This window comes from Kluyvera intermedia (assembly GCF_034424175.1).
Classification (GTDB): Bacteria; Pseudomonadota; Gammaproteobacteria; order Enterobacterales; family Enterobacteriaceae; genus Kluyvera; species Kluyvera intermedia.
In genome coordinates this window covers 3,103,065-3,126,699 of sequence record NZ_CP139986.1, presented here as the reverse complement: position 1 = coordinate 3,126,699, position 23,635 = coordinate 3,103,065, and the positions used below count along the sequence as shown (strand labels likewise).

The following is a 23,635-nucleotide window of genomic DNA, read 5'->3' as shown; positions in this document are numbered from 1 at the left end:
CGAACTCCTTAACGGGCTAAAAAGGCTTTCCAGTGACCGACAACCTCAGCTAATTGCTGACGATTGACGTCTAAATGCGTTACCAGGCGCACTACCGGCGAGGCGTTAATCAGCACGCCGCGCTCCTGCATAAACGCGCCCAGCACGCTGGCGTTCGCGTCACCGACGCGCACAAACAGCATATTGGTGTCGTGACGCATCACATCCGCGCCAATCTCGCGCAGCTGTTCGGCAAGCCAGGCGGCGTTGTCGTGATCGTCTTGCAAACGCGCGACGTTATTTTTCAGCGCGTACAGCCCAGCTGCCGCGAGGAACCCGGCCTGACGCATACCGCCGCCGGTCATTTTACGCCAGCGGTTAGCGCGTTTGATGTAATCCTGATTACCAACCAGCAGCGAACCCACCGGCGTGCCTAACCCTTTGGAGAGGCAGATAGTGAAGGAATCGCAGTATTGAGTGATCTCTTTGAGCTCGCAGCCGTAGCTTACCAGGGCGTTGAAAATGCGCGCGCCGTCGACATGCAGCGCCAGCCCACGCTCGCGGGTAAAGTCCCACGCTTCTTTCAGATACGCCTGTGGCAGTACTTTGCCATTATGGGTGTTTTCGATGCTCAGCAGTTTGGTGCGGGCGAAGTGAATATCATCGGCTTTGATTTTGGCCGCGACTTTATCCAGCGGCAGAGTGCCGTCAGACGCTGCATCAATCGGCTGTGGCTGAATGCTGCCCAGCACCGCCGCGCCGCCTGCTTCGTACAGATAGTTATGCGCGCCCTGGCCGACAATATACTCTTCGCCGCGCTCGCAGTGACTGAGCAGCGCCACCAGGTTGGCCTGGGTGCCAGTCGGCAGGAACAGTGCGGCTTCCTTGCCTGACAACTCGGCCGCGTACTGCTGAAGGGCGTTAACGGTCGGGTCATCGCCATACACATCGTCGCCGACCGGCGCGGCTACCATCTCATCAAGCATGGCGCGCGTCGGACGGGTTACGGTATCACTGCGTAAATCAATCACGGCATTTCCTTTTAAACTCAGAATAATGCCTTCATTTTTACCTCAGCCAGTTGGTTTTCGCTAGCTCAATGACTTCATCACCGCGCCCGTTGATAATCGCGCGCAGCATATACAGGCTAAACCCTTTGGCCTGCTCCAGTTTTATCTGCGGCGGCATGGCGAGTTCTTCTTTCGCCACCACGACGTCGACCAGCACCGGCCCGTCGATACTAAAGGCGCGCTGTAGCGCTTCATCCACGTCCGCCGATTTCTCTACACGAATACCGGTAATGCCGCAGGCTTCGGCGATGCGGGCAAAATTGGTGTCGTGCAGTTCGGTGCCGTCGGTCAGATAGCCACCGGCTTTCATCTCCATCGCCACAAAGCCCAGCACGCTGTTGTTAAAGACGATGATTTTCACCGGCAGCTTCATTTGCGCCACCGACAAAAAATCGCCCATCAGCATACTAAAGCCACCGTCGCCGCACATCGCCACCACCTGACGCTCCGGAGCGGTGGCCTGTGCGCCCAGCGCCTGCGGCATGGCGTTGGCCATTGAACCGTGGGTAAATGAGCCAATCAGGCGGCGTTTACCATTCATTTTTAAATAGCGCGCGGCCCACACGGTTGGCGTGCCGACATCGCAGGTGAAGATGGCATCTTCATCGGCAAAATGGCTGATTTGCTGCGCCAGATACTGCGGGTGGATGGCCTTATCGCTCGGTTTTGCCAGATCATCCAGCCCTTTACGCGCGTCGCGATAATCACTGAGCGCTTTATCGAGGAACTTACGATCGGTTTTTTCTTCCAAATGTGGCAGCAGGGCGGTGAGGGTGGATTTAATGTCGCCAATCAGCGCCATATCCACTTTGCTGTGCGCGCCGATGCTGGCGGGGTTGATATCAATCTGGATAATTTTAGCGTCCGTCGGATAGAACGGGCGATACGGGAATTGGGTGCCGAGTAAGATCAGCGTGTCTGCATTCATCATGGCGTGGAAACCGCTGGAGAAACCGATAAGCCCCGTCATGCCTACGTCATACGGGTTATCGTACTCAACGTGTTCTTTCCCGCGCAGTGCGTGAATGATGGGCGATTTCAACTTGCCGGCGAATTCCACTAATTCTTTATGCGCCCCGGCACAACCGCTGCCGCACATTAGCGCGATATTGCTGGAATAACGCAGCAGCTGCGCTAATTTTTTCAGCTCATCTTCATTTGGCGTGACCACCGGCTGCGGCGCAGGATACCAATGGGTACTGGCGCTTTCCGGCGCGGCCTTCAGCGCCACGTCGCCCGGTAACACCACCACCGACACGCCACGGTTCAACACCGCTTTACGCATGGCGATAGCCAGTACCTGAGGAATTTGCTCTGGGGATGACACCAGCTCGCAATAGTGGCTGCATTCGCGGAACAACTCTTGTGGATGTGTTTCCTGAAAATAACCGCTGCCGATTTCACTCGACGGAATATGCGCGGCAATCGCCACCACCGGGACATGGTTGCGGTGACAGTCGAACAGCCCGTTGATGAGGTGCAGGTTTCCCGGCCCGCAAGAACCCGCGCACACCGCCAGCTCGCCGGTCAGATGCGCTTCCGCTCCGGCAGCAAACGCGGCGACTTCCTCATGACGCGTTGGCATCCATTCAATGGTGCCCATCCGGTTCAGGCTGTCGGAGAGTCCGTTAAGAGAATCTCCCGTCACACCCCAGATTCGCTTCACTCCGGCTTGCTCGAGGGTTTTGGCAATGTAGTTGGCTACGGTCTGTTTCATGGTTTTCCATCTCCTAAATGTGATACCGGTAACAAGTTTAGATGAATCTCGTCGTTTCGCCGGAATAATCCCCTTATTTTCAGCAGGTATATTTTGGAAATGAGAACCAGTAACGTGGTGCTCTACAGGGATAAACAGGGAAATAATTCAAATGATTACAACATTGTTAAATTCAGTAAATCGCATGCTGTCGCACGAGGATTTTGGCAAATTTCTACTCCGTATTGGTGTCGGTGGATTGATGCTTTTTCACGGCCTGCACAAGCTGTTTGATGGCGTCGATGGCATCAGCGGTATGCTGATGGCAAAAGGGCTGCCGGGATTTATCGCTTATGGCGTGCTGGTGGGGGAAGTCGTTGCGCCTATTCTGATTATCATTGGCGTGCTGACGCGCCCGGCGGCGCTGGTGTTAGCGTTTACCATGATTGTGGCCTGGCTGATGGTTGGGCTGGATAAAACCGCCGCGCTGGACAAAACCGGGGCATGGGCGATTGAGAGCCTGGTCTATTTCTTTATTGCTGCGCTGGCGATTGCGTTTATCGGTGCGGGGAAATATTCACTGGGAAATAATTCGGTCTGGCGCTAGCCTTGGCGAGAAACGTGATAAACCCCAGTATTAGCACGGTCAGCCCCCTCTCCCTTTTTAAGGAAGAGGGTTGGGGTGAGGGTTACCGTGCCGTAATTAAGACGATTTTTTAACCTGGTTACCCCCTCACCATAACCCTGTCCCCACAGGGGCGAGGGGACGGTACGGTGCTGGTTTTCTTTATAGCGTAATACGTTAGCATTTTGATTTAATCCGATGGGAAATCCCGCTCCTCATTGCTCCACCATTTTCGCCGACGCCTCACTGCGCTTGTAGCCAATGCGTTTGCCATCGCCGCGCCAATTTCCGCGCTGACCACCAGACCCTGAATAAACGGACGGTCATGCATCAGCCACGGCAACCCACCAAAGGCAATGCGCCCACGGGCGTTTTCCGGCGCTTGCAGGGTGTAATCCTCACCAATATCCGGGATGTCATCACCGCAGGCCAGAAGCTGCTCACGCAATGCGGGGAAAGGAATATCTTTACTTTTCAGCGCCTTTTGCCCACGAGCATCAATAAACACATCAAATTCACGGCGCTGATTATCGTGGACGATAACCGTCTTTCCCTGTTCATTTTTGCGTTCATAATCGGCCCCTAGCGCCAGTATCTCAATCAACCCAGCGTCGTGCAGCGCCAGCAGTCGACGGATAGATTCAGAGGGAATGGCGGCATAGTTATCGATGAACACCCGCGACAGCCCGCGTTTGAAGCGTGCACGGTCAGCCTCATCGAGATGCGGCACGATATCTTCGATAACCTCATGCAGCCGCAGCAGGGTGTAGCGCCACGCCACGGTGTGCTGCTGCTGTTTATTGCGTTCAACTTCCAGCAGATTGAGCCTCGCCCAGTCAAACGGATCGTGATGGATGCGGTCAGCAAAACAAGCCTCGGAGAACGTATCGGCAGTGAGCGTTTCAAGCTCTATCTGCTGGCTCCATTGCGGTGCCGCCTCCTGCAACTGCTTCACGATAAGCCAGAAGATGCGATCCAGTAATCCGTTCTGACCTTGTGAAATAGTGTGCGCAATAGCGTCTTCGGTGGCGACAGTCAGCGGCTCATAGGGAAGAGGGCAGTAAAAATCCGCCTCTGGCAGCACGCCGGTACGCGACATCAGGGTCAGTTTAAGGCGTTGGCTGCCCGGTTTACGTATAAAGCGGATTGTGTCGTCAGCATCGCTAGTGAAGGTGCCGTGTTGACACACCACGGCGACCGCCGCGTCGATAGCGCTTAATGAGGTGCCCAGAATACCCACCCGACAGGCGCTAATCTGAGCGTCCATCAGGCCAGTCCACGGGCTGGGGAAATATTGACGCGACGGGGCATCCGATTCAGGCCACAGATGGCCGGTGGCGATAGCGGCGAAATCGACATCAACCGGCTGAGGCTTGTGGTTTATCCACAGTGAGACACCTTTCGGATTCGCGCGCAGGTCGGTGACTTCGCAGGACTCATGTACGGAAACCGCAAAACCCAATTTCTGCGCCTTGTCGACGAGGGCTAAAAAGCGATCGCGATAATAGTCGCCGAGGAGCACGCGCGGCAAAAACTGCCGCTCGTGAAGGGCGGTGCGCTCCACGCCAAATTGCGCCAGGTAGTCGTCGCTTTGGTTTTGGAGCCACGTCAGGTAGGTGATCTCAATGGGTGGGATCTCGATGCTGGCGATGTTTGCCAGCATATGTTCGGAGTTGTTTTCATTGTTGTAGGGCATGCCGACGCCCGCCTGTTCGGCTTGTTCATAGAGCAGCACTTCCAATGGTTCGCCGCGTTCCACCAGCGCATGAAAGGTGTAGATCCCGGTGGGGCCGACGCCGACGATAGCGACTTTTTTCATGGGGTTCCTTTTTTGAAAAGCTCGACGGAGGGTCGGGAGTATTGATTAGTTTGTGAATGTTAATTGTGGTTGAAAAATTGATGGGTGAAATGTTTATGCTCGCCTTTTTGCGAGGAGGATTCCAGATTCGGATTATGGCTGGAAAAGCGGCTTGTCGCGTGCAGGGGAGAGAGATACCTTTTACGGGCACCTGCAAAATCAGGTGCCGGATTAGCCTCCTGCAAAAAGTTACAGGTTATACATGACGCGCCAGTGCATTCGTTGGCGGAAATGAAACCCATTACAGGAGGTCGCCCTTATGACTACGATTCCTACCCAGATTCAACCAGCATCTCAAGAACCCGTTAAAACTCAACGTCGTTATACCGTCGGCTATGTGCCTAATCGTGGCGATACCAGCACACCTGCGCTGAATTTGAGCGGGAAGTGGTTGCGGGAGGCCGGGTTTGATACCGGAATTGGCGTAACGGTTAAGATTGCTGTGGATTGTATTGTGCTGATTCCGGATAAGGATGAGGTGACGGAGTTGAGGGAGCAACTGCGGTTGGTGAAGTTGGCGGTAACGGCGGTGGAGTAGGGGAAGGAAACGTTTCAGGGTTCATTCGCCAAGTAGATACTGTGAATACCTGCAACATGTAAGCATGATAAGCGTAGCGCCATCAGGCACAATTGCGCAGATTGCCGCTACACCTTATCCGGCCTACACCAATCGGTAGCCCGGACGAGGTGCGTTAGCACCGACTCCGGGGATGTTCCTGGCGTCACTTCGCTCGGTCGGGCTACCCGAAGATACCTTTGCCATGAGTACCAATTTTTTCAAAAATTTAGTTATTGGTGGAAGTCTGCTTTGAGCGAGGTATAGTCATTCGTACCCTGAGAATTACACTTTGAAGTGATTCAGGGTATGCGCTTACTGGTTACGAATATTGAGCGAGAATCATGTGATGATCGCCGCTTTTCTTTCGAGCCAGTAGGTGCTCCACGTTCGCTAACGAATACTCAGGGCATGCAGATAAACTGCTGGCTATATTTCTTTCGAAGAGCGTGGAATGCATACCAATCCCCGATAAAAAGGAGTTGGTGATGACTGTGACTAATCAATTTGCTGCGCACGTTGGTCTGGACTGGGCTGATAAAAAACACGATGTCTGTGTTCAGTTTAAAAACGGTGAACGCGTATTCGATGTGATTGAACATACAGCAGAAGCGCTTGATGCCTGGCTTACTGAGTTACACCAGAAAGTAAAAGGTAGAATCGCAATAGCTCTCGAACTGAAGAAGGGCCCCGTGGTATATGCTCTTCAAAAATACCCCTTTATCACCGTTTTCCCCGTCCACGCATTGTCCCTGGCTCGTTATCGGCAAGCCTTCTCGCCCAGCGGCGCTAAAGATGATCCGCAGGATGCCGAGCTGGCATTAGAGTTAATGCTGCGTTACCCCCAGAAGATAAAAGCTATTGAACCCGACAATGCGGATATTCGCTTACTTCAGCAACTGGTTGAGCAACGTCGTCAGTTGGTTGAAGATAAACGACGCTTTGTGAACCGGATAATCAACACGCTTAAACAGTATTATCCTCAGCCACTGGAGTGGTTCTCACATCGGGGTAGCTTACTGTTGTGTGAGCTGATTATCCGGTGGCCCAGTCTGCAACAACTGAAACGAGCCAGACGCGACACGATCCGCAACTTTCTGAATGCCAAAGGTGGTCGCGCTATGGCCCTTACCGAGCAACGTGTTGCGAGTATTGATAATGCGATCCCATTGACTACAGACCCGAGTGTTATAGAGGCTAATGCTTTGATGGCAGCAGCACTGGCGACACAAATTAAAGTCGTGAGTGAAATCATCAAAACCTATGACGAACGAATCGAAACGCTGTTTGACACATTGCCAGATGCGGGGCTGTTCAAATCACTTCCGGGCATGGGACCGTGCATGGGCCCACGGATGCTTGCTGCACTTGGTGATAACCGTGACCGGTTTAACAGCGCTGAAGAAATTCAAAACTACGCAGGTATAGCACCGGTGACCGAACGAAGCGGCCAAAAATCCTGGGTTCACTGGCGATGGCAATGTGCCAAGTTCGTCAGGCAGACCTTTGTTGAATGGGCTGCCAAGACGGTTAATTCATCATACTGGGCCAAACTGTATTATCAGGGCCTCAGAGAAAAGGGCAAATCTCATCAGTCTGCGATCCGGGCACTGGCGTTCAAATGGATAAGGATCATTTACCGCTGCTGGAAGGCCAGAACCTGTTATGACGAAGCGAAATATTTGCTGGCTCTCGAAGCGAGACACTCGCCCTTACTGAAGCCATAAAAAGCTTGTCGAATGTCTCAGGGCGTGAAGCGGACGTTGAGGAACGTAATAAATCGTCTCAATCTTCTACTTTTCTGACCCGTAATGTCCGGGGGAGCAAATATATCTTCGTTTTGTTTTCATTATCAGTAATAATTGAATTATTCATCCAACATTTAATATAATAAGACCTATTAAAAAAATAATAAACCCTGAGCACATAGGAACATTACCATCACTTGTTTTAACCGCCTCTCTTATATTAGTCTTAACTAAAGCATGGTGACGTCTGGATTGAATAGTGCCAACCACAAGAAGACATAAACCAACTACAAAAAGAGTCCAAGCAATAAATTCCATAACCGTTCCTATGTAATGAAAACACCTAAACAAAGTGAAAATCACATTCAGCCAAAAAATATATCTACCACTTTATAATTCAATAAGCAAATCGTTTATTAGTATGAAAGCCGGTAATGATACCAACGTGTTGATTTCGTATTTTCACTGACACCAGGATCATCCTGATGTTACAAGGATTGAATGACTACAGATTAAAATAGTCATCAACAGGTTGACAGCATTACCTGAAAGCCAGCTTTTTTGAATTAATCGAATTTTAGTGAGTTTGACATCGTCTGGTAGCTTGAGAGCGTCTCCAAATTTTTGATTTAATCTAAATTTATTCTTTATTGTTGAACTACCATCTCATCAAAAGTGATTTATTCAACAAGTCCCCGTAAAGGGCAACCAACCCTTTGTCCGCTTCTGGCACGAAGCGGACCTACCAGTAGGTCCTCAGGTCCGCTATGAGCGAGGAGCGGAAGTTTACTTCAGCACGCCTTAAGAGGACGAGGCGTAGTTGCTAGCGGAAATATTTTGGCGGTTTGCCCGTGCTTTCAGTTAAAGGATCTGTTTTATGCATAGCGCGTTATCCGTTACGGGGAATTGGTGCTATGATCGTCCCCGCCCCGTCTGGTTGGTTAGTTGTGATATTTGCCGATGGATCAGATCATACAACTCGGGCTGAACTACCTTCAAATGATCTACTAGTTACCCTCCTTTTCCAATTACTAGCCAGTTTAGGTGATAGACAGTACAAAAAGCCATGACCTGCATATAATGCTTTAATGCATCATTTATATTGTATTGTTCTGGTATATTAAGATCATCTATGCGTGAGAGTAAATACTGAAACCAGATCTCTACAGCAGATGGTTCCTGAACCTCTGAAACAATACTAATAACAGCATTAGCTAGTTTGCTGAGTGATTGTTCAGCACTTTCACTTGTGGGTTGCGCATTTTCAATAAGCCTCTCAATCCGAGTTTGTAAGGAATCGAATTCGATGTGCACGAAGTCGGGATTACCCACCCCCTTTACCCCCCCATTTTCGTAATACCACGCACCATGCGTTTTAAGATCCCCCACAGGCGGAAACGTACTATTTTGAACTATAGTCTGATTTCTTGTATGACTATACAAATCACTCTGAGTATGGAAAGCAGGTGCGGCATAGCAAACGATGGCTTTTCCATGCAAAGCCTGCTCCATTTTTTCAAGCGCAATTTGCTGGTGTGGTGTAACGGAAAACTTCCAATAGTCTCCAATAATACCCTTATCCTTTAACTTTTTGGCTGGGCGGGTACCCGAATGAGGACGTTTAGCTTGCAGGAAAAGATTTAAATTGAAATCGGGTAGGATTTTCGTTTTTTTTCTTTTATCCCATATGTAATCCCAATTATAATTATTTAAAATCACTCCAGTCATAGGATAATTGCTTTTATGCAATTCCCAAAAATAGCGATGCGTTATGTAGGACGCGCGATCAATTCCAATATGCTTTTCAAAGACTTGACCTGGCTCCCAAACAAGATGATTACCATGCTCCAGCTGGTTGTATAGTGGGCCACGATATTCAGACTCTTCAAAATCTGCAGGGGTCATTTATTTTCCAATTAAGTATTCATAGAAGAATTGTATTTATAACCTGAGTAAGGATAAGCAGTAACTACAACGACTTTCTTTTATTATTTTCGCGTTCACTCTTCCCCGTTACCTCCGATCCTGGCACTAAGGAACCAACTATGACGGGCTTTCTCGTCATGCGTGAAAATTGGCTAAAATCTAAAATCCAGTTCCATTCCGAAATCAAAACTCAGGAGAATATCTCACAGGAGACATAGCACCTTTCTTTCTGAGGTCATCAGGGATCTTCTTACCTATATAAAGCTGTGTAATTTCAGGAGATGCAGCCCTACCCCGGAAACCAAAGCGGGAACTTTGAGTAGCTTCAAATTCATCATCTGCATCCCATGAAGCCATCTCCGGGAAATTCTCACGAGTAGACTTGAGCCACTCATCAGCAATATATACGCCCCTAACGATACCTCTTACTATCGCAAGTATGACCTCAGCCTTACGAGCTCGTTCAACGCTGACACGCCAGCTAAACCGTACAGCATCATAGAGGTCAATATCCTTTGAGCTCCTGTTAACCGATATCATTAGGGCCTTGTGTTGGAACGCAATTGTTTCAGGCTGGTACGTAGCGATTAACTCTTTTATGTGCGCAGCACCGAACTCATTACTGCCAGCACCGTTCATAATGTTAGTTAAACCGGGATAGGCGTCTATGAGTGCTGCTTCAACCTCGTAAGCAGTCTTTTCTTCAGCCATACCGTGCCGATGAATAACATGGATAACCTCAAGACCGGCTAATCTGATCTCTCGAAGTTGCTTGAGTTTGTTACTAAGTAACTCATCATCATCCATTGCTGCAACCTCACCACGCATATGAGCAAAGACACGATTACCTTTCCCTTTCCCTACGTAGAACGTACTGCCATCCCTCGGATCAATTAGGCGGTATACATACCAGCCAAGATGTTCGATTACTCCTGCCGGAAATTCATTAATATCCATATAACAACGCCTGAAATTTAACTGATGGGTTGCAAAATAAACAGAATACTGTCGATTGACAACTTATAGTCCCCAATAGTTAGTATTACGATTTTTACCGTCATAAATAAGCAATGTCCGCTTTTGGCACATTGCCGACCTTCATACTTACCCCTTCGGATAACCGCCTTAACAGCACTTCGCTCCTCAGCTGCTTGCCATCCCCACCCACCAAAGCAATAATTGTAATGACATTTGTATACACAAAAGGTGTTCAAAATGGGTAGCATCAATCTGCGCATCGACGACGATCTCAAAGCCCGTTCTTATGCCGCGTTGGAAAAAATTGGGATTACCCCCTCTGAAGCCCTGCGCCTTATGTTGGAGTATATTGCTGACAACGAGCGTCTGCCTTTCAAACGGACTCTGTTAAGTGACGAAGATGCCGAATTGGTTGAGATCGTTAAAGAGCGTCTCCGCAACCCAAAACCTGTGCGTGTGACCATGGATGATCTTTAATGGCCTATCATCTGGATTTTGACGAACGTGCGCTAAAGGAATAGCGAAAGATGTGTTCCACGGTTCGTGAGCTACTCACAACAAAAAAAAGGCCGCCCAGTGAACCCAGGCGGCCCTTATCACATCACATACCGAACTACGCCAGCACTAAATCCCCTTGCGGGTGACACGAACACGCCAGCACAAAGCCGTCAGCAATTTCTGCGTCGGTCAGCGTCATCGTGCTGCTCACCGTATACTCGCCGGAAACCACCTTCGTTTTACAGCAACCGCAAACGCCCGCACGGCATGCGGCAACTACCGGAACCTTGTTGCTTTCCAGCGCGTCCAGCAGCGTGGTGCCGACAGGTGCGTAGAACTCTTTCGCCGGTTGCAGCTTGGTGAACTTCAAACCATCGGTCGCCGCTTCGGCAACAGGCGTGAAGAACTTCTCGTTAAAGAAGCGGGTGGCGCCAAGCGCTTTCACTTCTTTTTCCACCAGATCCATATACGGCGCGGGGCCGCAGGTCATGACGGTGCGAGAAGCCAGGTCCGGTACGCTTTTCAGTAGTTCGGTGCTCAGGCGACCAGAAACAAAACCGTGGGTGGCTTTGTTTTCCGCAACGAGCGTGACCGGGTACTGACGCCATTCGTCGGCAAAAATCACATCTTCCGGTGAACGGACGTTGAAAATGACCTGTACGTCAGCCTGCGGACGGTACTTCGCCAACCAGCGACGCATCGACATGATAGGCGTCACGCCACAGCCGGCGGCCAGCATCAGGAACTTGTCTTCCGCTTTATCTTCACAGGTGAATTCACCCATCGCGTCGGACAGCCAGATGTAATCGCCGCGCTTCACGTCGCGGGTCAGCCACTGTGAACCGGCACCGTCGTCAATGCGGCGGACGGTCAGCGTGATGTATTCGCTAACGCCCGGCGTTGAAGAGATGGTGTAGGCGCGCAGCGTCTCCGCTGAGTTACGTACGCTGACCAGTGCATACTGCCCGGCACGGTATGGGTACGCGTCGTGGCATAGCAACGAAATCGTCCATACGTCCGGCGTTTCCTGTTGGATGTGGTGAACCTGCATCCGCCATGGGCACTGATGAGTTGGCATTGTCATTTTTTACTCCTTACGCGTTCAGCAGCTGCTTCATGTCTTCTTCAACGGTGGTCACGGAACGCAGACCGAATTTCTCGTTGAGAACAGCCAGCAGATCCGGCGTGAAGAAGCCAGGCGCGGTTGGGCCAGTCACGATGTTTTTCACGCCCAGGGACAGCAGGGTCAGCAGAATCACGATCGCTTTTTGTTCGAACCAGGACAGCACCAGAGACAGCGGCAGGTCGTTCACGCCACAGCCCAGTTTCTCAGCCAGGGTGACCGCCAGAATGATGGCAGAGTACGCATCGTTACACTGACCGGCATCAATCAGACGCGGCAGGCCTTCGATATCGCCGAATTCCAGTTTGTTGAAACGGTATTTACCGCAGGCCAGAGTCAGGATCAGGCAGTCGTCCGGTACGCTGGTAGCGAAGTCGGTGAAGTAGTTACGTTCGCCGCGTGCGCCGTCGCAGCCACCGACCAGGAAGATGTGACGCAGTTTTTCACGGCTTACCAGATCAATCAGAGAATCCGCGGCACCCAGCAGGGTCTGACGACCGAAACCTACGGTGATCAGGTGTGGGATTTCGCTGTACGGGAAGCCCGCCATTTGCTGTGCCTGTGCGATAACTGGACCGAAGTCGTCACCTTCCAGGTGGCTCACGTCTGGCCAGCCGACGATGCTACGCGTCCAGATACGGTCATCGTATGCGCCAACGGTTGGGTCGATGATGCAGTTGGAGGTCATCACGATTGGGCCTGGGAAGCGGGCGAATTCAACCTGCTGGTTCTGCCAGCCGCTGCCGTAGTTACCGATCAGGTGTTTGAATTTACGCAGCTCTGGGTAGCCGTGTGCTGGCAGCATTTCACCGTGGGTATAGACGTTAACGCCGGTGCCTTCGGTTTGTACCAGCAGGTTGTACAAGTCTTTCAGGTCGTGACCGGAGATCAGAATACATTTGCCTTCGGTCGCTTTCACGTTGACCTGAGTTGGCGTTGGGTGTCCGTATTTGGTGGTTTCACCGGCGTCCAGAATGCTCATCACTTTGAAGTTCATCTGGCCGATTTCCATGGAACACTCCAGCAGAGCATTCATATCGGAAGGCCAGGTACCCAGCCACGCCATGATTTTGTGGTACTGAGCGTAGATGTCGTTGTCGTACTGATCCAGAACGTGGGCGTGCTCCATGTAAGCTGCCGCACCTTTCAGGCCGTACAGGCACAGCAGACGCAGGCCGAGGATGTTCTCGCCGATGGTTGCTTTGTCTTTGTTCGGGGTAAATTCAGCGGCCTGCTGTTGCAGCGCACCTAAGTCGTCGCTCACCAATTGCAGGTCAGCCATAGGGTTGTTAACGCAAGCTTTCGCGTCAACGACCAGGCACTGCGCTTTCAGCGCGTCACGCATGGCAATCGCTTCGCGAGCGTAGCCAACGATACGTGGGGAGTCGAAGTTAACGTTGGTCAGGGTAGAGAAGAACGCGCGCGGGGCGAAGTTATCAACGTCGTGGCTGATGATGCCGTATTCACGTGCTTTCACCGCCCATGCGGACAGACCTTGCAGGGAGGCAATCAACAGATCCTGCAGATCGGATGTTTCAGCAGTCTTCCCGCACATACCCTGTGAGTAAGAGCAGCCGTTTCCTGCCGGAGTACGGATGGTTTGTTCACATTGCACACAAAACATGGTCACACCTTTTTTTAAAGTTATATTTAATATACATGTTTAAGGGTAAGCCTGGATCTAAGCCTTGAAAAGGTCTTTTTGGTGCAACTTAAAGAGAGGTTGATTTAGCGCAATTTTGGCGGCAGCTGGGGCTACCGCCAGAGAGGTATCACGCGGTGAAGAAGGCCATCATGATAGGAACCAGCAGGCTTAAGACAAAGCCGTGAACGATGGCGGGAGGCACCATCTCTACGCCGCCGGAGCGTTGCAGGACGGGGAGGGTGAAGTCCATCGAGGTGGCACCGCACAGGCCGAGCGCGGTGGAGCGGCTGCGGCGTACCAGGCCAGGAATCAACATAATCGCCACCAGTTCGCGCGCCAGGTCATTAAAGAAGGTGGCGCTGCCGATAACCGGGCCGTAGGCGTCGGTGAGCAGAATGCCTGAGAGTGAATACCAGCCGAAGCCGGAGGCCATCGCCAGTCCGGTTTTAATCGGCAGGCCGAGCAGGAAGGCGTTGATGACGCCCGCGACCATTGAACTGGCAATGACAACCAACGCAATTAGCATCCCGCGACGGTTGAGAATAATTTGGCGAAGCGTCATGCCGCTATTACGCAGCTGAATACCCACCAGGAACAGCAGGAAGATCAGCGTATATTCGCTGGCGGCGGTGGCGTGCTGTAAAAAGGAAAGGCCGCTCAGTCCGAGAACGAAACCAGCGACGACCACGAAGCACAGTTTTAATGATTCCAGTGCCATGGCTAAACGGGAGGGTAATTTCTCCTGATGTTTAGGGTGACCCCACGGGCGGATTTTTTCCAGCCACAAGAGCGCTGCCGTATTACAGGCCAGAATAACCACAATACTAATGGCGGAATAATGAAAAATGGCCAGTAAGTTTGTGGCCAGATTATCCAGGAATGCCAGACTGATCCCCATGAAAAAGAGAATAAGGTACACAATCCAGCTCAGCAGGCGATTAATGAGCCCGAGTGCGCCTCGGTGGGTCAGGGGAATAAGGTAGCCGATAATTAACGGCACCAGAATGATGAGCAATCCAGATAACATGGCTGACACAGTTCCTTGCAGTATTGAAATAGCGCAGAGACACTACCTAAAACCGCATACTGAGTAAAGCCGTTAAAAAAGAAAGACCCGGAGAATCCGGGCCTTTGCGAGGGTAGGCTGATGATGCACCGAGCTACCCCGGGGGCGGCGTACACGCCTTGCCCGGGCTACGGTCCTGTAGGCCTGATAAGCGTAACGCCATCAGGCACAGCGGGGCCTACCAGGATCTTATTTCTTTTCCAGCAGGTTGCGATAAATCAGGCCACCGAGGATACCGCCAATAATTGGCATCAGCCAGAACAGCCACAGCTGGTTCAACGCCCAACCGCCCTGGAAAATGGCGACCGCAGTACTACGCGCCGGGTTCACAGAGGTGTTAGTCACAGGAATGCTGATCAGGTGAATCAGGGTCAGCGCCAGGCCTATAGCGATCGGAGCAAAGCCTGCCGGTGCATTTTTATCAGTCGCACCGTGAATCACAATCAGGAAGCCGCAGGTCAGTACGATTTCAATCACGATAGCGGAAAGCATAGAGAAGCCGCCCGGTGAGTGTTCGCCGTAACCGTTAGAAGCAAAGCCGCTTGCTGCTGCATCAAAGCCCGCTTTACCGCTGGCAACGAGGTACAAAATAGCCGCAGCAATAATACCGCCGACAACCTGCGCGATAATATAGCCAATCACGTCTTTCGCCGGGAAGCGACCGCCAGCCCACAGGCCCAGGGTAACCGCTGGGTTAAAGTGACCGCCAGAGATATGACCGACGGCATAAGCCATCGTCAGAACGGTTAAACCGAATGCCAGTGCGACACCGGCAAAACCAATGCCTAATTCCGGGAATGCTGCAGCCAGAACCGCGCTACCGCAACCACCAAATACCAGCCAGAAGGTGCCGAAACACTCTGCAGCCAATTTTCTAAACATAACCACCTCGAATCAAAAATATTATCGTCACAAAGGATGACGACAGAATTTATACCTACCTAAAATGGGGGGAAGGTATAGTCCGCGCTATTTTAGAAACTAACGGCATCCTTTAACCAGTTAAATAAAGACGTGAACTTTGATGCAAAACAATGTGGTGTTATTCCTTAAGCAATTCATTCTTTGATTTTGAGTGTAGTGCATTATTTTCGGAATATTCGCGTTAGGTGATTGAGAACGCACTTTATTACTCGCCATGGTTAATAAAGCATCGGACGAGTAAAATGTGCGTGCCGGGGCGGGTGTCAACCACCTTGCATGCCGCTATACTGCGATAACGACGGATGGCAGTGTTACGGAGGGATTATGCTTCTTGAACGCACCGAGATTGCAGGGTTTCGCGGCATTAATCGTTTATCGTTAATGCTGGAGGAGAATAACGTCTTAATCGGCGAGAACGCATGGGGTAAATCAAGCCTGCTTGATGCGTTAACGCTGCTGCTCTCTCCGCACGAGGGCCTGTACCACTTTGTTCATAACGATTTTTGGTTCCCCCCGGGCGATGTCGAAGGGCGCGAACACCACCTGCATATCATTCTGACTTTCCGTGAAAATGAACCGGGGCGAAGCCGCGGACGGCGTTACCGTGGTCTCTCTGACTGCTGGACGCTGTGTGATGACGGCTATCAGCGTATTTTTTACCGTCTGGAAGGTGAGCTTGCCGCCGACGGTAGCGTCCTGACCCTGCGCAGTTTTATCGATAGCAATGGCCACGCGCTGGAGCTGGACGATATTGACGCCAGAGCGCGGGAGTTGATTCGCTTAATGCCAGTGCTGCGTCTGCGCGATGCTCGCTTTATGCGCCGTATCCGTAACGGCACGGTACCGAACGTGCCGGACGTGGAAATTACCGCTCGCCAGCTCGATTTTCTCTCCCGCGAACTGGTGACCAGTCCGCAAAATCTCAGCGATGGGCAAATCCGTCAGGGGCTGGCGGCAATGGGACAACTGCTGGAGCACTACTTCTCTGAGCAGGGCTCCGGGCCTGCTATTCAGCGTTTGATGCGTCGTCGTTCGCACGATGAACAGCGCAGCTGGCGCTACCTGGATTTAATCAATCGCATGATCGATAAACCCGGCGCGCGCAACCACCGGGTGATCTTGCTGGGGATGTTCGCCACGTTGTTACAGGCGAAAGGGGCGGTCAGGCTGGATAAGGACGCGCGTCCGCTACTGCTGGTGGAAGACCCGGAAACGCGACTCCACCCGATTATGCTGTCGGTGGCGTGGAGCCTGCTTAATCTGATGCCGCTGCAACGCATTGCCACCACCAATTCCGGCGAGCTGTTGTCATTAACGCCGATGCAGAATGTCTGCCGCCTGGTGCGAGAATCCTCCCGCGTTGCTGCCTGGCGGCTAGGGCCGGAGGGAATGAACGCTGAGGATAGCCGACGAATCTCCTTTCACATCCGCTTTAATCGCGCTTCCTCGCTGTTTGCCCGCTGCTGGCTGCTGGTGGAAGGCGAAACCGAAACCTGGGTGATTAACGAACTGGCGCGCCAGTGTGGGCACCATTTTGATGCGGAAGGTATCAAGGTTATCGAGTTTGCCCAATCTGGCTTAAAGCCGCTGATTAAGTTTGCCCGGCGGATGGGCATTGAGTGGCACGTGCTGGTGGATGGCGATGAGGCGGGGAAAAAATACGCGGCTACCGTGCGTGGGCTGCTCAATAACGACCGTGAGCAGGAGCGCTATCATCTGACCACGTTACCCGCGCTGGATATGGAACACTTTATGTATAAGCAAGGGTTTTCCAATGTTTACCATCGCGTTGCCCAGTTGCCAGAAAATATTCCTATGAATATGCGCCGGGTGATCACCAAAGCGATTCACCGCTCTTCAAAACCAGATTTAGCGATTGAGGTGGCGATGGAAGCGGGGCGGCGCGGCATTGATGCTGTACCGCCGCTGCTGAAGAAGATGTTTTCACGCGTGGTCTGGTTGGCACGCGGGAAGGCAGATTAACGCTGAGTGCTCTCGCTGATTTGCTGCTGGAGCGCATCCAGCAGCGTGTAGCGACGGCGATACTCCGCTCGCTTCTTACTGGCAATCTCTTCCATGGTTTTACGCCCAAGTGCTAACGGCAGCACGTAATCGCCTTCACCATCGACCGTCGCGCTTAAGGATTCCCAGAAACTGTTGTAATCCGCATGCAGCACATCGCGTTTTTTGCGACGGTAGCGCAGGCTGCGATAGATGTGTGTTTCATTACTGACGGCGCGCACGTGTTCAACCGACAGTTGTACCCCCAACGTCAGCAGGGCATCCACAACCAGGCGTTTCGGGAATAATCCATGACAGGCTTTAGTGGCTGACTGAATCAACTGATGCGGCACATTCGCTTTGGCGCCCTGTAGGCCGCCAATAAAGAACGTATTGACGCCGTGATACTGACACAGCGTGAAGGTCAGTTCTGCCAATACGGTGCCGTCTTCATCGTGAAATGTTAGCGTGGCTTCCCCTTCTTTGTCCTGCATTGCATCTGCGCGCAGGCGAATGCTATAGCGCTGACCCTCTTTGCCTTCAATCACCGCCAATTGTGCGCCGTGAGCTGAAAGATAGCCGCTGGCGACGTTCACCGGCAGCTTGTTGAGCATATGGTGGTAGTGGAAGCACAGCGCATCAATTGTTTGCTGATGACGCATGTGGATTGAGAGCCACGGGCGGTGCAGGCGGCACGGCAAACCGGGTTGTACGTTGAGGATTTGCATCAGTTGCGGTTGGCAAGCCAGGCGGGCCAATAGCTTCCCGGTCATGCGCGGGGTACTCATGCTGCGCAGCATGAATTTGCGTCGGTAGGCGGGATTTTTCCAGGCAGTTCCCGGTGTCAATGTACCACTCGATAGCAGGCGAAATAATTGCCAGCTAGATTCAGGTTGTGGCGCTAAGGAATGGGGAAGTTCAACAAGGCTGGACATCGGGAAATCTCATCTCTGGAAGGATGCGAGTATTTCAGCAGAGTGAGGGACAATCGAATTTAAACGGAGAGGAAATGAATGTAATAGATATAATCTTGTTGATTGATTATTTACATTTGATGTTGTTGAAGATTCCACAACGCCTGTTGACGTTGTGGAAAACGGTAGCAACTAGAGGTTAAATAAATCAGCCATCTGTAACTGGATCGTATCGAGTAGCTGATAGCGTCTGCGATATTCCGCGCGTTTTTTACTGGCGATCTCTGACTCATCTTTGCGCGCGATATTAAGCGGGATATGGAAATAGCCCTGTTTATCGCATTCACCGCCGACTGCTTCCCAGAATGAATTGTAATCGGAGAGGATTTTTTTATTCTTATCCTGGTAACGTTCGCCACGGAAAATATGTACGTCATTGCTGACCGCAAGAATTTGCTCAACCTGCAGGCGCTCAGCAAAACGGCACACCGCTTCCATCACCAGACGTTTTGGGAACAGGCCGTGGCAGGCTTTGGTGGCGCCCTGAATAGCTTCATGTGGCAGATCGCTTTTCCCGCCCTGTAGTCCGCCGATAAACAGCGTGCGCTTGTTTTCATACGCCAGAATACTAAAGGTCATTTCAGCCAGAACATCCCCGTCGCTATTGCGCATCAGGATTGTACTATCACCTTCTTTATCCAGGTTAACCTGCATCGTCAGCTCGAAGGTAAAAATCTCACCATTTTTGCCTTCAATTTGCGCCAAAGGTAAAGCCTGTGTATTCAGGTAGGTCGACAACTCTTCAGAGGACATCGCCGCAGACAACAGCGTATAGTGATAACGCAGCGCATCCAGCACCTGATGGCGACTAAAATTCACCGCCAGATACGGGCGGTGCAGGCGCACAGGAAGGCGGGGTTGTCGGGTTAACAGCGTATCGAGATTGGACCACTGCGACAGTTCATGCATCCATTCACGGCTTAAGCGTGGCATCAGCAGAGAGCGCAGCATAAACTTCCGTCGAAAGCTGCGTTTATTCCAGAATTCACCTGGTCGCCATTGACCGCGAAAAAGGCTAAAAAAGAGCCCAAGACCGGTGAACTGGTGAGATTCGGTGAGTGAATTATCGCTAAGCTGTGACATGGTTTACGACCCAAATATAAAAATTTTCAGTATTTTACAATCGGAAAGCTAAACACAATCTCAATCACCTGGTGATTTTTGGGGTTTTCTTTCTCGGTGTTGAGCTTTCGTTGAAGTTAGTTTTTTCATCCTGTCGAATAAACTGGGGAACTCAGGATTTTTATGATCATCAAGGGAAAATTTAAAAAACGATATCTGATTGCAATTATCCTGATATTAATTGCGGTTATTTACGTATGGAAAACGCTCAATGCGCCATTGCCCAATTACCAGACATTAATTGTGCGTAAAAGCGCTTTAGAACAAAGCGTGTTGGCAACCGGGAAACTCGACGCGCTACGTAAAGTGGATGTGGGGGCGCAGGTGAGTGGGCAGCTTAAAACGCTGTCAGTAAATATCGGCGATAAAGTGGTGAAAGATCAGCTTTTAGGCGTTATCGATCCTGAACAGGCGCAAAACCAGATAAAAGAGGTCGAAGCGACGCTGATGGAGCTCAATGCGCAGCGTAAGCAAGCACAGGCCCAATGGAAGCTCGCTAGCGTGACGTATTCGCGTCAGCAGCGACTGGCGCAGACTCAGGCGGTCTCCCGTCAGGATCTGGATACTGCTGCCACCGAAATGGCGGTCAAGCAGGCGCAAATTGGCACTATCGATGCGCAGATTAAACGTAACCAGGCCTCACTGGATACGGCTAAGACCAACCTTGATTACACCCGTATTGTCGCCCCGATGCGCGGAGAAGTGACGCAAATCACCACCCTGCAGGGACAGACGGTTATCGCCGCTCAGCAGGCGCCGAACATTCTGACGCTAGCGGATCTGAGCACGATGCTGGTGAAAGCGCAGGTATCTGAAGCGGACGTTATCCACCTCAAACCGGGTCAGAAGGCCTGGTTTACGGTGCTGGGTGATCCGCTGACTCGCTATGAAGGGACGCTCAAAGATATTCTGCCTACCCCGGAGAAGGTAAACGATGCCATCTTCTACTATGCCCGTTTTGAAGTGCCGAACCCGAAAGGCGTGTTGCGCCTTGAGATGACCGCACAGGTGCATATTCAGCTCGGCGGCGTGAATGACGTGCTGACGATTCCACTTTCGGCATTGGGTGATAACGTCGGCGATAATCGCTACAACGTGCGTCTGCTGCGCAATGGCGAAGTGAAAACGCGCGAAGTGGTCATCGGTGCGCGTAACGATACCGATGTTGAGATAGCCAAGGGACTGGACGCGGGCGATGAAGTGATTACCGGGGAAGGCAAAGCCGGAGCCGAAAAATGACCGCCTTGCTTGAACTGACGGACATTCGACGAAGCTACCCATCCGGCGATGGCAGCGTTGAGGTACTTAAAGGTATTTCCCTGCAAATTAACGCCGGGGAAATGGTGGCGATTGTCGGGGCATCGGGTTCCGGTAAATCCACGTTGATGAATATTCTCGGCTGCCTGGATAAACCGACCAGTGGCACCTATCGAGTGGCGGGAACCGACGTGGCGACGCTGGACGGCGACGCGCTGGCGCAGCTTCGGCGCGAGCATTTTGGTTTTATCTTCCAGCGCTATCATCTGCTGTCACATCTGACGGCGGCGCAGAACGTCGAAGTTCCGGCCGTTTACGCCGGGATGGAGCGCAAAGCGCGGCTGGAAAGGGCAAAACAGCTGTTACAACGTCTGGGCATGCAGGACCGGGTTGATTATGCCCCGTCGCAGCTCTCCGGCGGCCAGCAGCAGCGCGTCAGTATCGCCCGTGCGCTGATGAACGGCGGTCAGGTTATTCTGGCAGATGAACCGACTGGCGCACTCGACAGCCATTCTGGTGAAGAGGTGATGGCCATTCTTCATCAGCTTAAAGAGCAGGGCCATACGATTATTATCGTCACCCACGACCCGTTGGTGGCCGCGCAAGCTGAGCGGGTGATTGAAATTCGTGACGGTGAAATTATTCGTAACCCGCCTGCGCGGGAAAGTACGGTCGCGGCGCGTGAGCCGGTCACGCAGAATGTTTCCGGCTGGCGGCAGTTTAGCAACAGCTTCCGTGAAGCGCTGTCGATGGCGTGGCGGGCGATGGTGGCGAATAAGATGCGCACCTTGCTGACTATGCTGGGGATTATTATCGGGATTGCCTCGGTGGTGTCGATTGTGGTGGTTGGCGATGCCGCCAAGCAGATGGTACTGGCTGATATTCGCGCCATCGGCACCAATACCATTGACGTCTATCCGGGAAAAGATTTTGGTGATGACGATCCGCAATATCAGCAGTCATTGAAATATGACGATCTGCTGGCCATTGAAAAACAGTCGTGGGTCAGTTCAGTCACGCCTTCGGTGTCAAAAAATCTGCGTATACGTGCGGGTAATATCGATGTTGCTGCCAGCGTGCAGGGGATTGGTCAGCACTACTTCAGCGTCTATGGCATGACCTTTAGCGAAGGGAATACCTTCAACGAAGTGCAGGCGGCAGAGCGTTCGCAGGTGGTGATTCTGGACAGCAACACACGCCGCCAGCTGTTTCCGAATAAGGCCAGCGTGGTGGGAGAAGTGATCCTCGTGGGTAATACGCCAGCCACGATCATTGGCGTAGCTGATGAGAAGCAGTCGATGTTTGGCAGCAGCAAAGTGCTGCGCGTCTGGCTACCGTATTCGACGATGTCCGGGCGGGTGATGGGGCAGGCGTGGCTAAACTCGATTACCGTCAGGGTGAAAGAGGGCTACGACAGCAGTATTGCAGAGCAGCAACTGACCCGATTACTGAGTTTGCGCCACGGCAAGAAAGATTTCTTCGTCTGGAACATGGACAGCGTCTTGAAAACGGCAGAACGCACCACACATACATTACAGTTGTTCTTAACGCTGGTGGCGGTGATCTCGCTGGTGGTCGGGGGCATTGGGGTGATGAATATCATGCTGGTGTCGGTGACCGAACGCACGCGAGAAATTGGTATTCGTATGGCGGTAGGTGCGCGGGCCAGCAACGTGCTGCAGCAATTTTTGATTGAGGCCATTCTCGTATGCCTTGTGGGCGGCGCGCTGGGTGTGACTTTGTCCTTGATGATTGCGCTGCTGTTGCAACTGGTCTTGCCGGGCTGGGAGATTGGTTTCTCACCGCTGGCGCTCTTGACGGCATTCATCTGTTCGACGATAACCGGGGTATTGTTCGGCTGGTTACCGGCGCGGAACGCGGCGAGGCTTGATCCGGTGGATGCATTAGCGCGGGAATAATCGCGCTAAAAAAGAGATGAAAAAATGCCAGTCAGAAGGGCTGGCATTTTGATAGCGGGATGTACACAATGGGGCAGTAACCTAGGCGGCTGTTTCTGCTTGTGCTTCCACGGGAATAATGACGCTGGCATGATTGCCTTTCGGCCCCTCGTGGACATCAAAATGGACGAATTGCCCGGCTTTTAACGTTCTGTAACCATCCATCTGGATGGTGGAGTAATGAGCGAAGATATCTTCGCCACCGCCTTCCGGGCAAATAAAACCAAACCCTTTAGCATTGTTGAACCACTTAACAGTACCCATTTCCATACTTCGACATCCTTCGTAATTCTATTATACGTTTATAAGATGGAATGAACCGGTGGTGGAGTCAGGATTGTTCAAAACCTCACCAACTCTCGCCAGTACAATTTAGATATTTCGAGCAGTGCGTCAAGCGTTTGAGGGAGGCTAAAGGGGGAAAATGCATCAAAATTTGAAGCAGTTAACGCTATTGACGGGAATGTGACAGAGTTCGCGAATGACAGCTATAGGTGATAGCTATCTATGATCTACAGTAAATTCAGAGCCTGTATACACAGAAACGGACAGTCACGTAGCTGGCAGGGAATGTGTCATAAATCCCTCCAATAATTCGAGACTCGACGTGTAGACCGACTCGTCAGTAACA

20 protein-coding genes are annotated in these 23,635 nt (G+C 51.8%); 7 read left to right on the top strand and 13 right to left on the bottom strand.

Annotated features, from left to right (window positions below; all coding sequences use genetic code 11):
• Positions 1 to 8: 8 nt before the first annotated feature.
• Together ltaE and poxB are read right to left on the bottom strand one after the other, a co-directional pair.
• Complete coding sequence (ltaE, locus tag U0026_RS15115) at positions 9 to 1,010, bottom strand: low-specificity L-threonine aldolase (RefSeq protein WP_062775061.1); 1,002 nt, start codon at positions 1,008 to 1,010, stop codon at positions 9 to 11.
• 37 nt (positions 1,011 to 1,047) lie between these two features.
• The gene (gene poxB, locus U0026_RS15110) at positions 1,048 to 2,766 is read right to left on the bottom strand and encodes a ubiquinone-dependent pyruvate dehydrogenase (RefSeq protein WP_062775063.1); all 1,719 of its coding nucleotides are present in this window, start codon (positions 2,764 to 2,766) and stop codon (positions 1,048 to 1,050) included.
• Between the two features lie 151 nt (positions 2,767 to 2,917).
• On the opposite strand from poxB, the gene U0026_RS15105 reads away from it, so the two are divergent.
• On the top strand, positions 2,918 to 3,352 hold the full coding sequence (locus tag U0026_RS15105; protein ID WP_062775064.1) for a DoxX family protein: 435 nt from the start codon (positions 2,918 to 2,920) through the stop codon (positions 3,350 to 3,352).
• A gap of 208 nt (positions 3,353 to 3,560) precedes the next feature.
• Here the strand turns inward: U0026_RS15105 and U0026_RS15100 are convergent, their stop codons facing one another.
• Positions 3,561 to 5,189: an FAD-NAD(P)-binding protein gene (locus tag U0026_RS15100; protein WP_062775066.1), complete on the bottom strand. Its 1,629-nt coding sequence runs from the start codon at positions 5,187 to 5,189 to the stop codon at positions 3,561 to 3,563.
• 298 nt (positions 5,190 to 5,487) lie between these two features.
• On the opposite strand from U0026_RS15100, the gene U0026_RS15095 reads away from it, so the two are divergent.
• Together U0026_RS15095 and U0026_RS15090 are read left to right on the top strand one after the other, a co-directional pair.
• On the top strand, positions 5,488 to 5,766 hold the full coding sequence (locus tag U0026_RS15095) for a SymE family type I addiction module toxin (protein WP_062775070.1): 279 nt from the start codon (positions 5,488 to 5,490) through the stop codon (positions 5,764 to 5,766).
• Positions 5,767 to 6,272: 506 nt separating this feature from the next.
• Positions 6,273 to 7,511, top strand: coding sequence for an IS110-like element ISEsa2 family transposase (locus U0026_RS15090; RefSeq protein ID WP_000219087.1), 1,239 nt, complete (start codon positions 6,273 to 6,275; stop codon positions 7,509 to 7,511).
• A 144-nt stretch (positions 7,512 to 7,655) separates the two neighbouring features.
• Here the strand turns inward: U0026_RS15090 and U0026_RS15085 are convergent, their stop codons facing one another.
• From U0026_RS15085 to U0026_RS15075, 3 genes are all read right to left on the bottom strand, one after another.
• Complete coding sequence (locus U0026_RS15085; RefSeq protein WP_126440796.1) at positions 7,656 to 7,850, bottom strand: hypothetical protein; 195 nt, start codon at positions 7,848 to 7,850, stop codon at positions 7,656 to 7,658.
• Positions 7,851 to 8,543: 693 nt separating this feature from the next.
• Positions 8,544 to 9,437, bottom strand: a complete 894-nt coding sequence (locus U0026_RS15080) for a hypothetical protein (RefSeq protein WP_062778929.1) — start codon at positions 9,435 to 9,437, stop codon at positions 8,544 to 8,546.
• A gap of 204 nt (positions 9,438 to 9,641) precedes the next feature.
• Positions 9,642 to 10,415 carry an LEM-3-like GIY-YIG domain-containing protein gene (locus tag U0026_RS15075; protein WP_062778926.1) on the bottom strand — a complete coding sequence of 258 codons (774 nt, stop codon included), beginning with the start codon at positions 10,413 to 10,415 and terminating at the stop codon, positions 9,642 to 9,644.
• A 258-nt stretch (positions 10,416 to 10,673) separates the two neighbouring features.
• Between U0026_RS15075 and U0026_RS15070 the strand changes: the two genes are divergently transcribed.
• A complete protein-coding gene (locus U0026_RS15070; protein ID WP_062778923.1) occupies positions 10,674 to 10,913 on the top strand; it encodes a type II toxin-antitoxin system RelB/DinJ family antitoxin in 240 nt (79 codons plus the stop codon).
• 136 nt (positions 10,914 to 11,049) lie between these two features.
• On the opposite strand, the gene hcr is transcribed toward U0026_RS15070, so the two are convergent.
• The 4 genes from hcr to aqpZ all read right to left on the bottom strand — a co-directional run bounded on the left by hcr (position 11,050) and on the right by aqpZ (position 15,650).
• The gene (gene hcr, locus U0026_RS15065; RefSeq protein ID WP_062778920.1) at positions 11,050 to 12,018 is read right to left on the bottom strand and encodes an NADH oxidoreductase; all 969 of its coding nucleotides are present in this window, start codon (positions 12,016 to 12,018) and stop codon (positions 11,050 to 11,052) included.
• A gap of 10 nt (positions 12,019 to 12,028) precedes the next feature.
• On the bottom strand, positions 12,029 to 13,681 hold the full coding sequence (gene hcp, locus U0026_RS15060) for a hydroxylamine reductase (protein WP_062778917.1): 1,653 nt from the start codon (positions 13,679 to 13,681) through the stop codon (positions 12,029 to 12,031).
• A 148-nt stretch (positions 13,682 to 13,829) separates the two neighbouring features.
• Positions 13,830 to 14,729 (bottom strand): LysO family transporter, encoded by a 900-nt coding sequence (locus U0026_RS15055; protein WP_062778914.1) that lies wholly within the window; start codon positions 14,727 to 14,729, stop codon positions 13,830 to 13,832.
• 228 nt (positions 14,730 to 14,957) lie between these two features.
• The gene (gene aqpZ, locus U0026_RS15050) at positions 14,958 to 15,650 is read right to left on the bottom strand and encodes an aquaporin Z (RefSeq protein WP_062778911.1); all 693 of its coding nucleotides are present in this window, start codon (positions 15,648 to 15,650) and stop codon (positions 14,958 to 14,960) included.
• 366 nt (positions 15,651 to 16,016) lie between these two features.
• Between aqpZ and U0026_RS15045 the strand changes: the two genes are divergently transcribed.
• Positions 16,017 to 17,675, top strand: a complete 1,659-nt coding sequence (locus U0026_RS15045) for an ATP-dependent endonuclease (protein WP_062778908.1) — start codon at positions 16,017 to 16,019, stop codon at positions 17,673 to 17,675.
• On the opposite strand, the gene U0026_RS15040 is transcribed toward U0026_RS15045, so the two are convergent.
• Both U0026_RS15040 and U0026_RS15035 read right to left on the bottom strand, forming a co-directional pair.
• The gene (locus U0026_RS15040; protein ID WP_062778905.1) at positions 17,672 to 18,628 is read right to left on the bottom strand and encodes a VirK/YbjX family protein; all 957 of its coding nucleotides are present in this window, start codon (positions 18,626 to 18,628) and stop codon (positions 17,672 to 17,674) included. The genes U0026_RS15045 and U0026_RS15040 overlap by 4 nt on opposite strands.
• A 171-nt stretch (positions 18,629 to 18,799) precedes the next feature.
• A complete protein-coding gene (locus U0026_RS15035; RefSeq protein ID WP_062778903.1) occupies positions 18,800 to 19,750 on the bottom strand; it encodes a VirK/YbjX family protein in 951 nt (316 codons plus the stop codon).
• Between the two features lie 162 nt (positions 19,751 to 19,912).
• Between U0026_RS15035 and macA the strand changes: the two genes are divergently transcribed.
• Together macA and macB are read left to right on the top strand one after the other, a co-directional pair.
• Entirely contained in the window at positions 19,913 to 21,028 is a 1,116-nt protein-coding gene (macA, locus tag U0026_RS15030; protein ID WP_062778900.1) for a macrolide transporter subunit MacA, read from the top strand.
• Positions 21,025 to 22,965, top strand: coding sequence for a macrolide ABC transporter ATP-binding protein/permease MacB (macB, locus tag U0026_RS15025; RefSeq protein WP_062778897.1), 1,941 nt, complete (start codon positions 21,025 to 21,027; stop codon positions 22,963 to 22,965). Before macA ends, macB begins: the two co-directional genes overlap by 4 nt.
• Before the next feature lie 81 nt (positions 22,966 to 23,046).
• Here the strand turns inward: macB and cspD are convergent, their stop codons facing one another.
• On the bottom strand, positions 23,047 to 23,274 hold the full coding sequence (gene cspD / locus U0026_RS15020; protein WP_062778894.1) for a cold shock-like protein CspD: 228 nt from the start codon (positions 23,272 to 23,274) through the stop codon (positions 23,047 to 23,049).
• Positions 23,275 to 23,635: the final 361 nt, after the last annotated feature.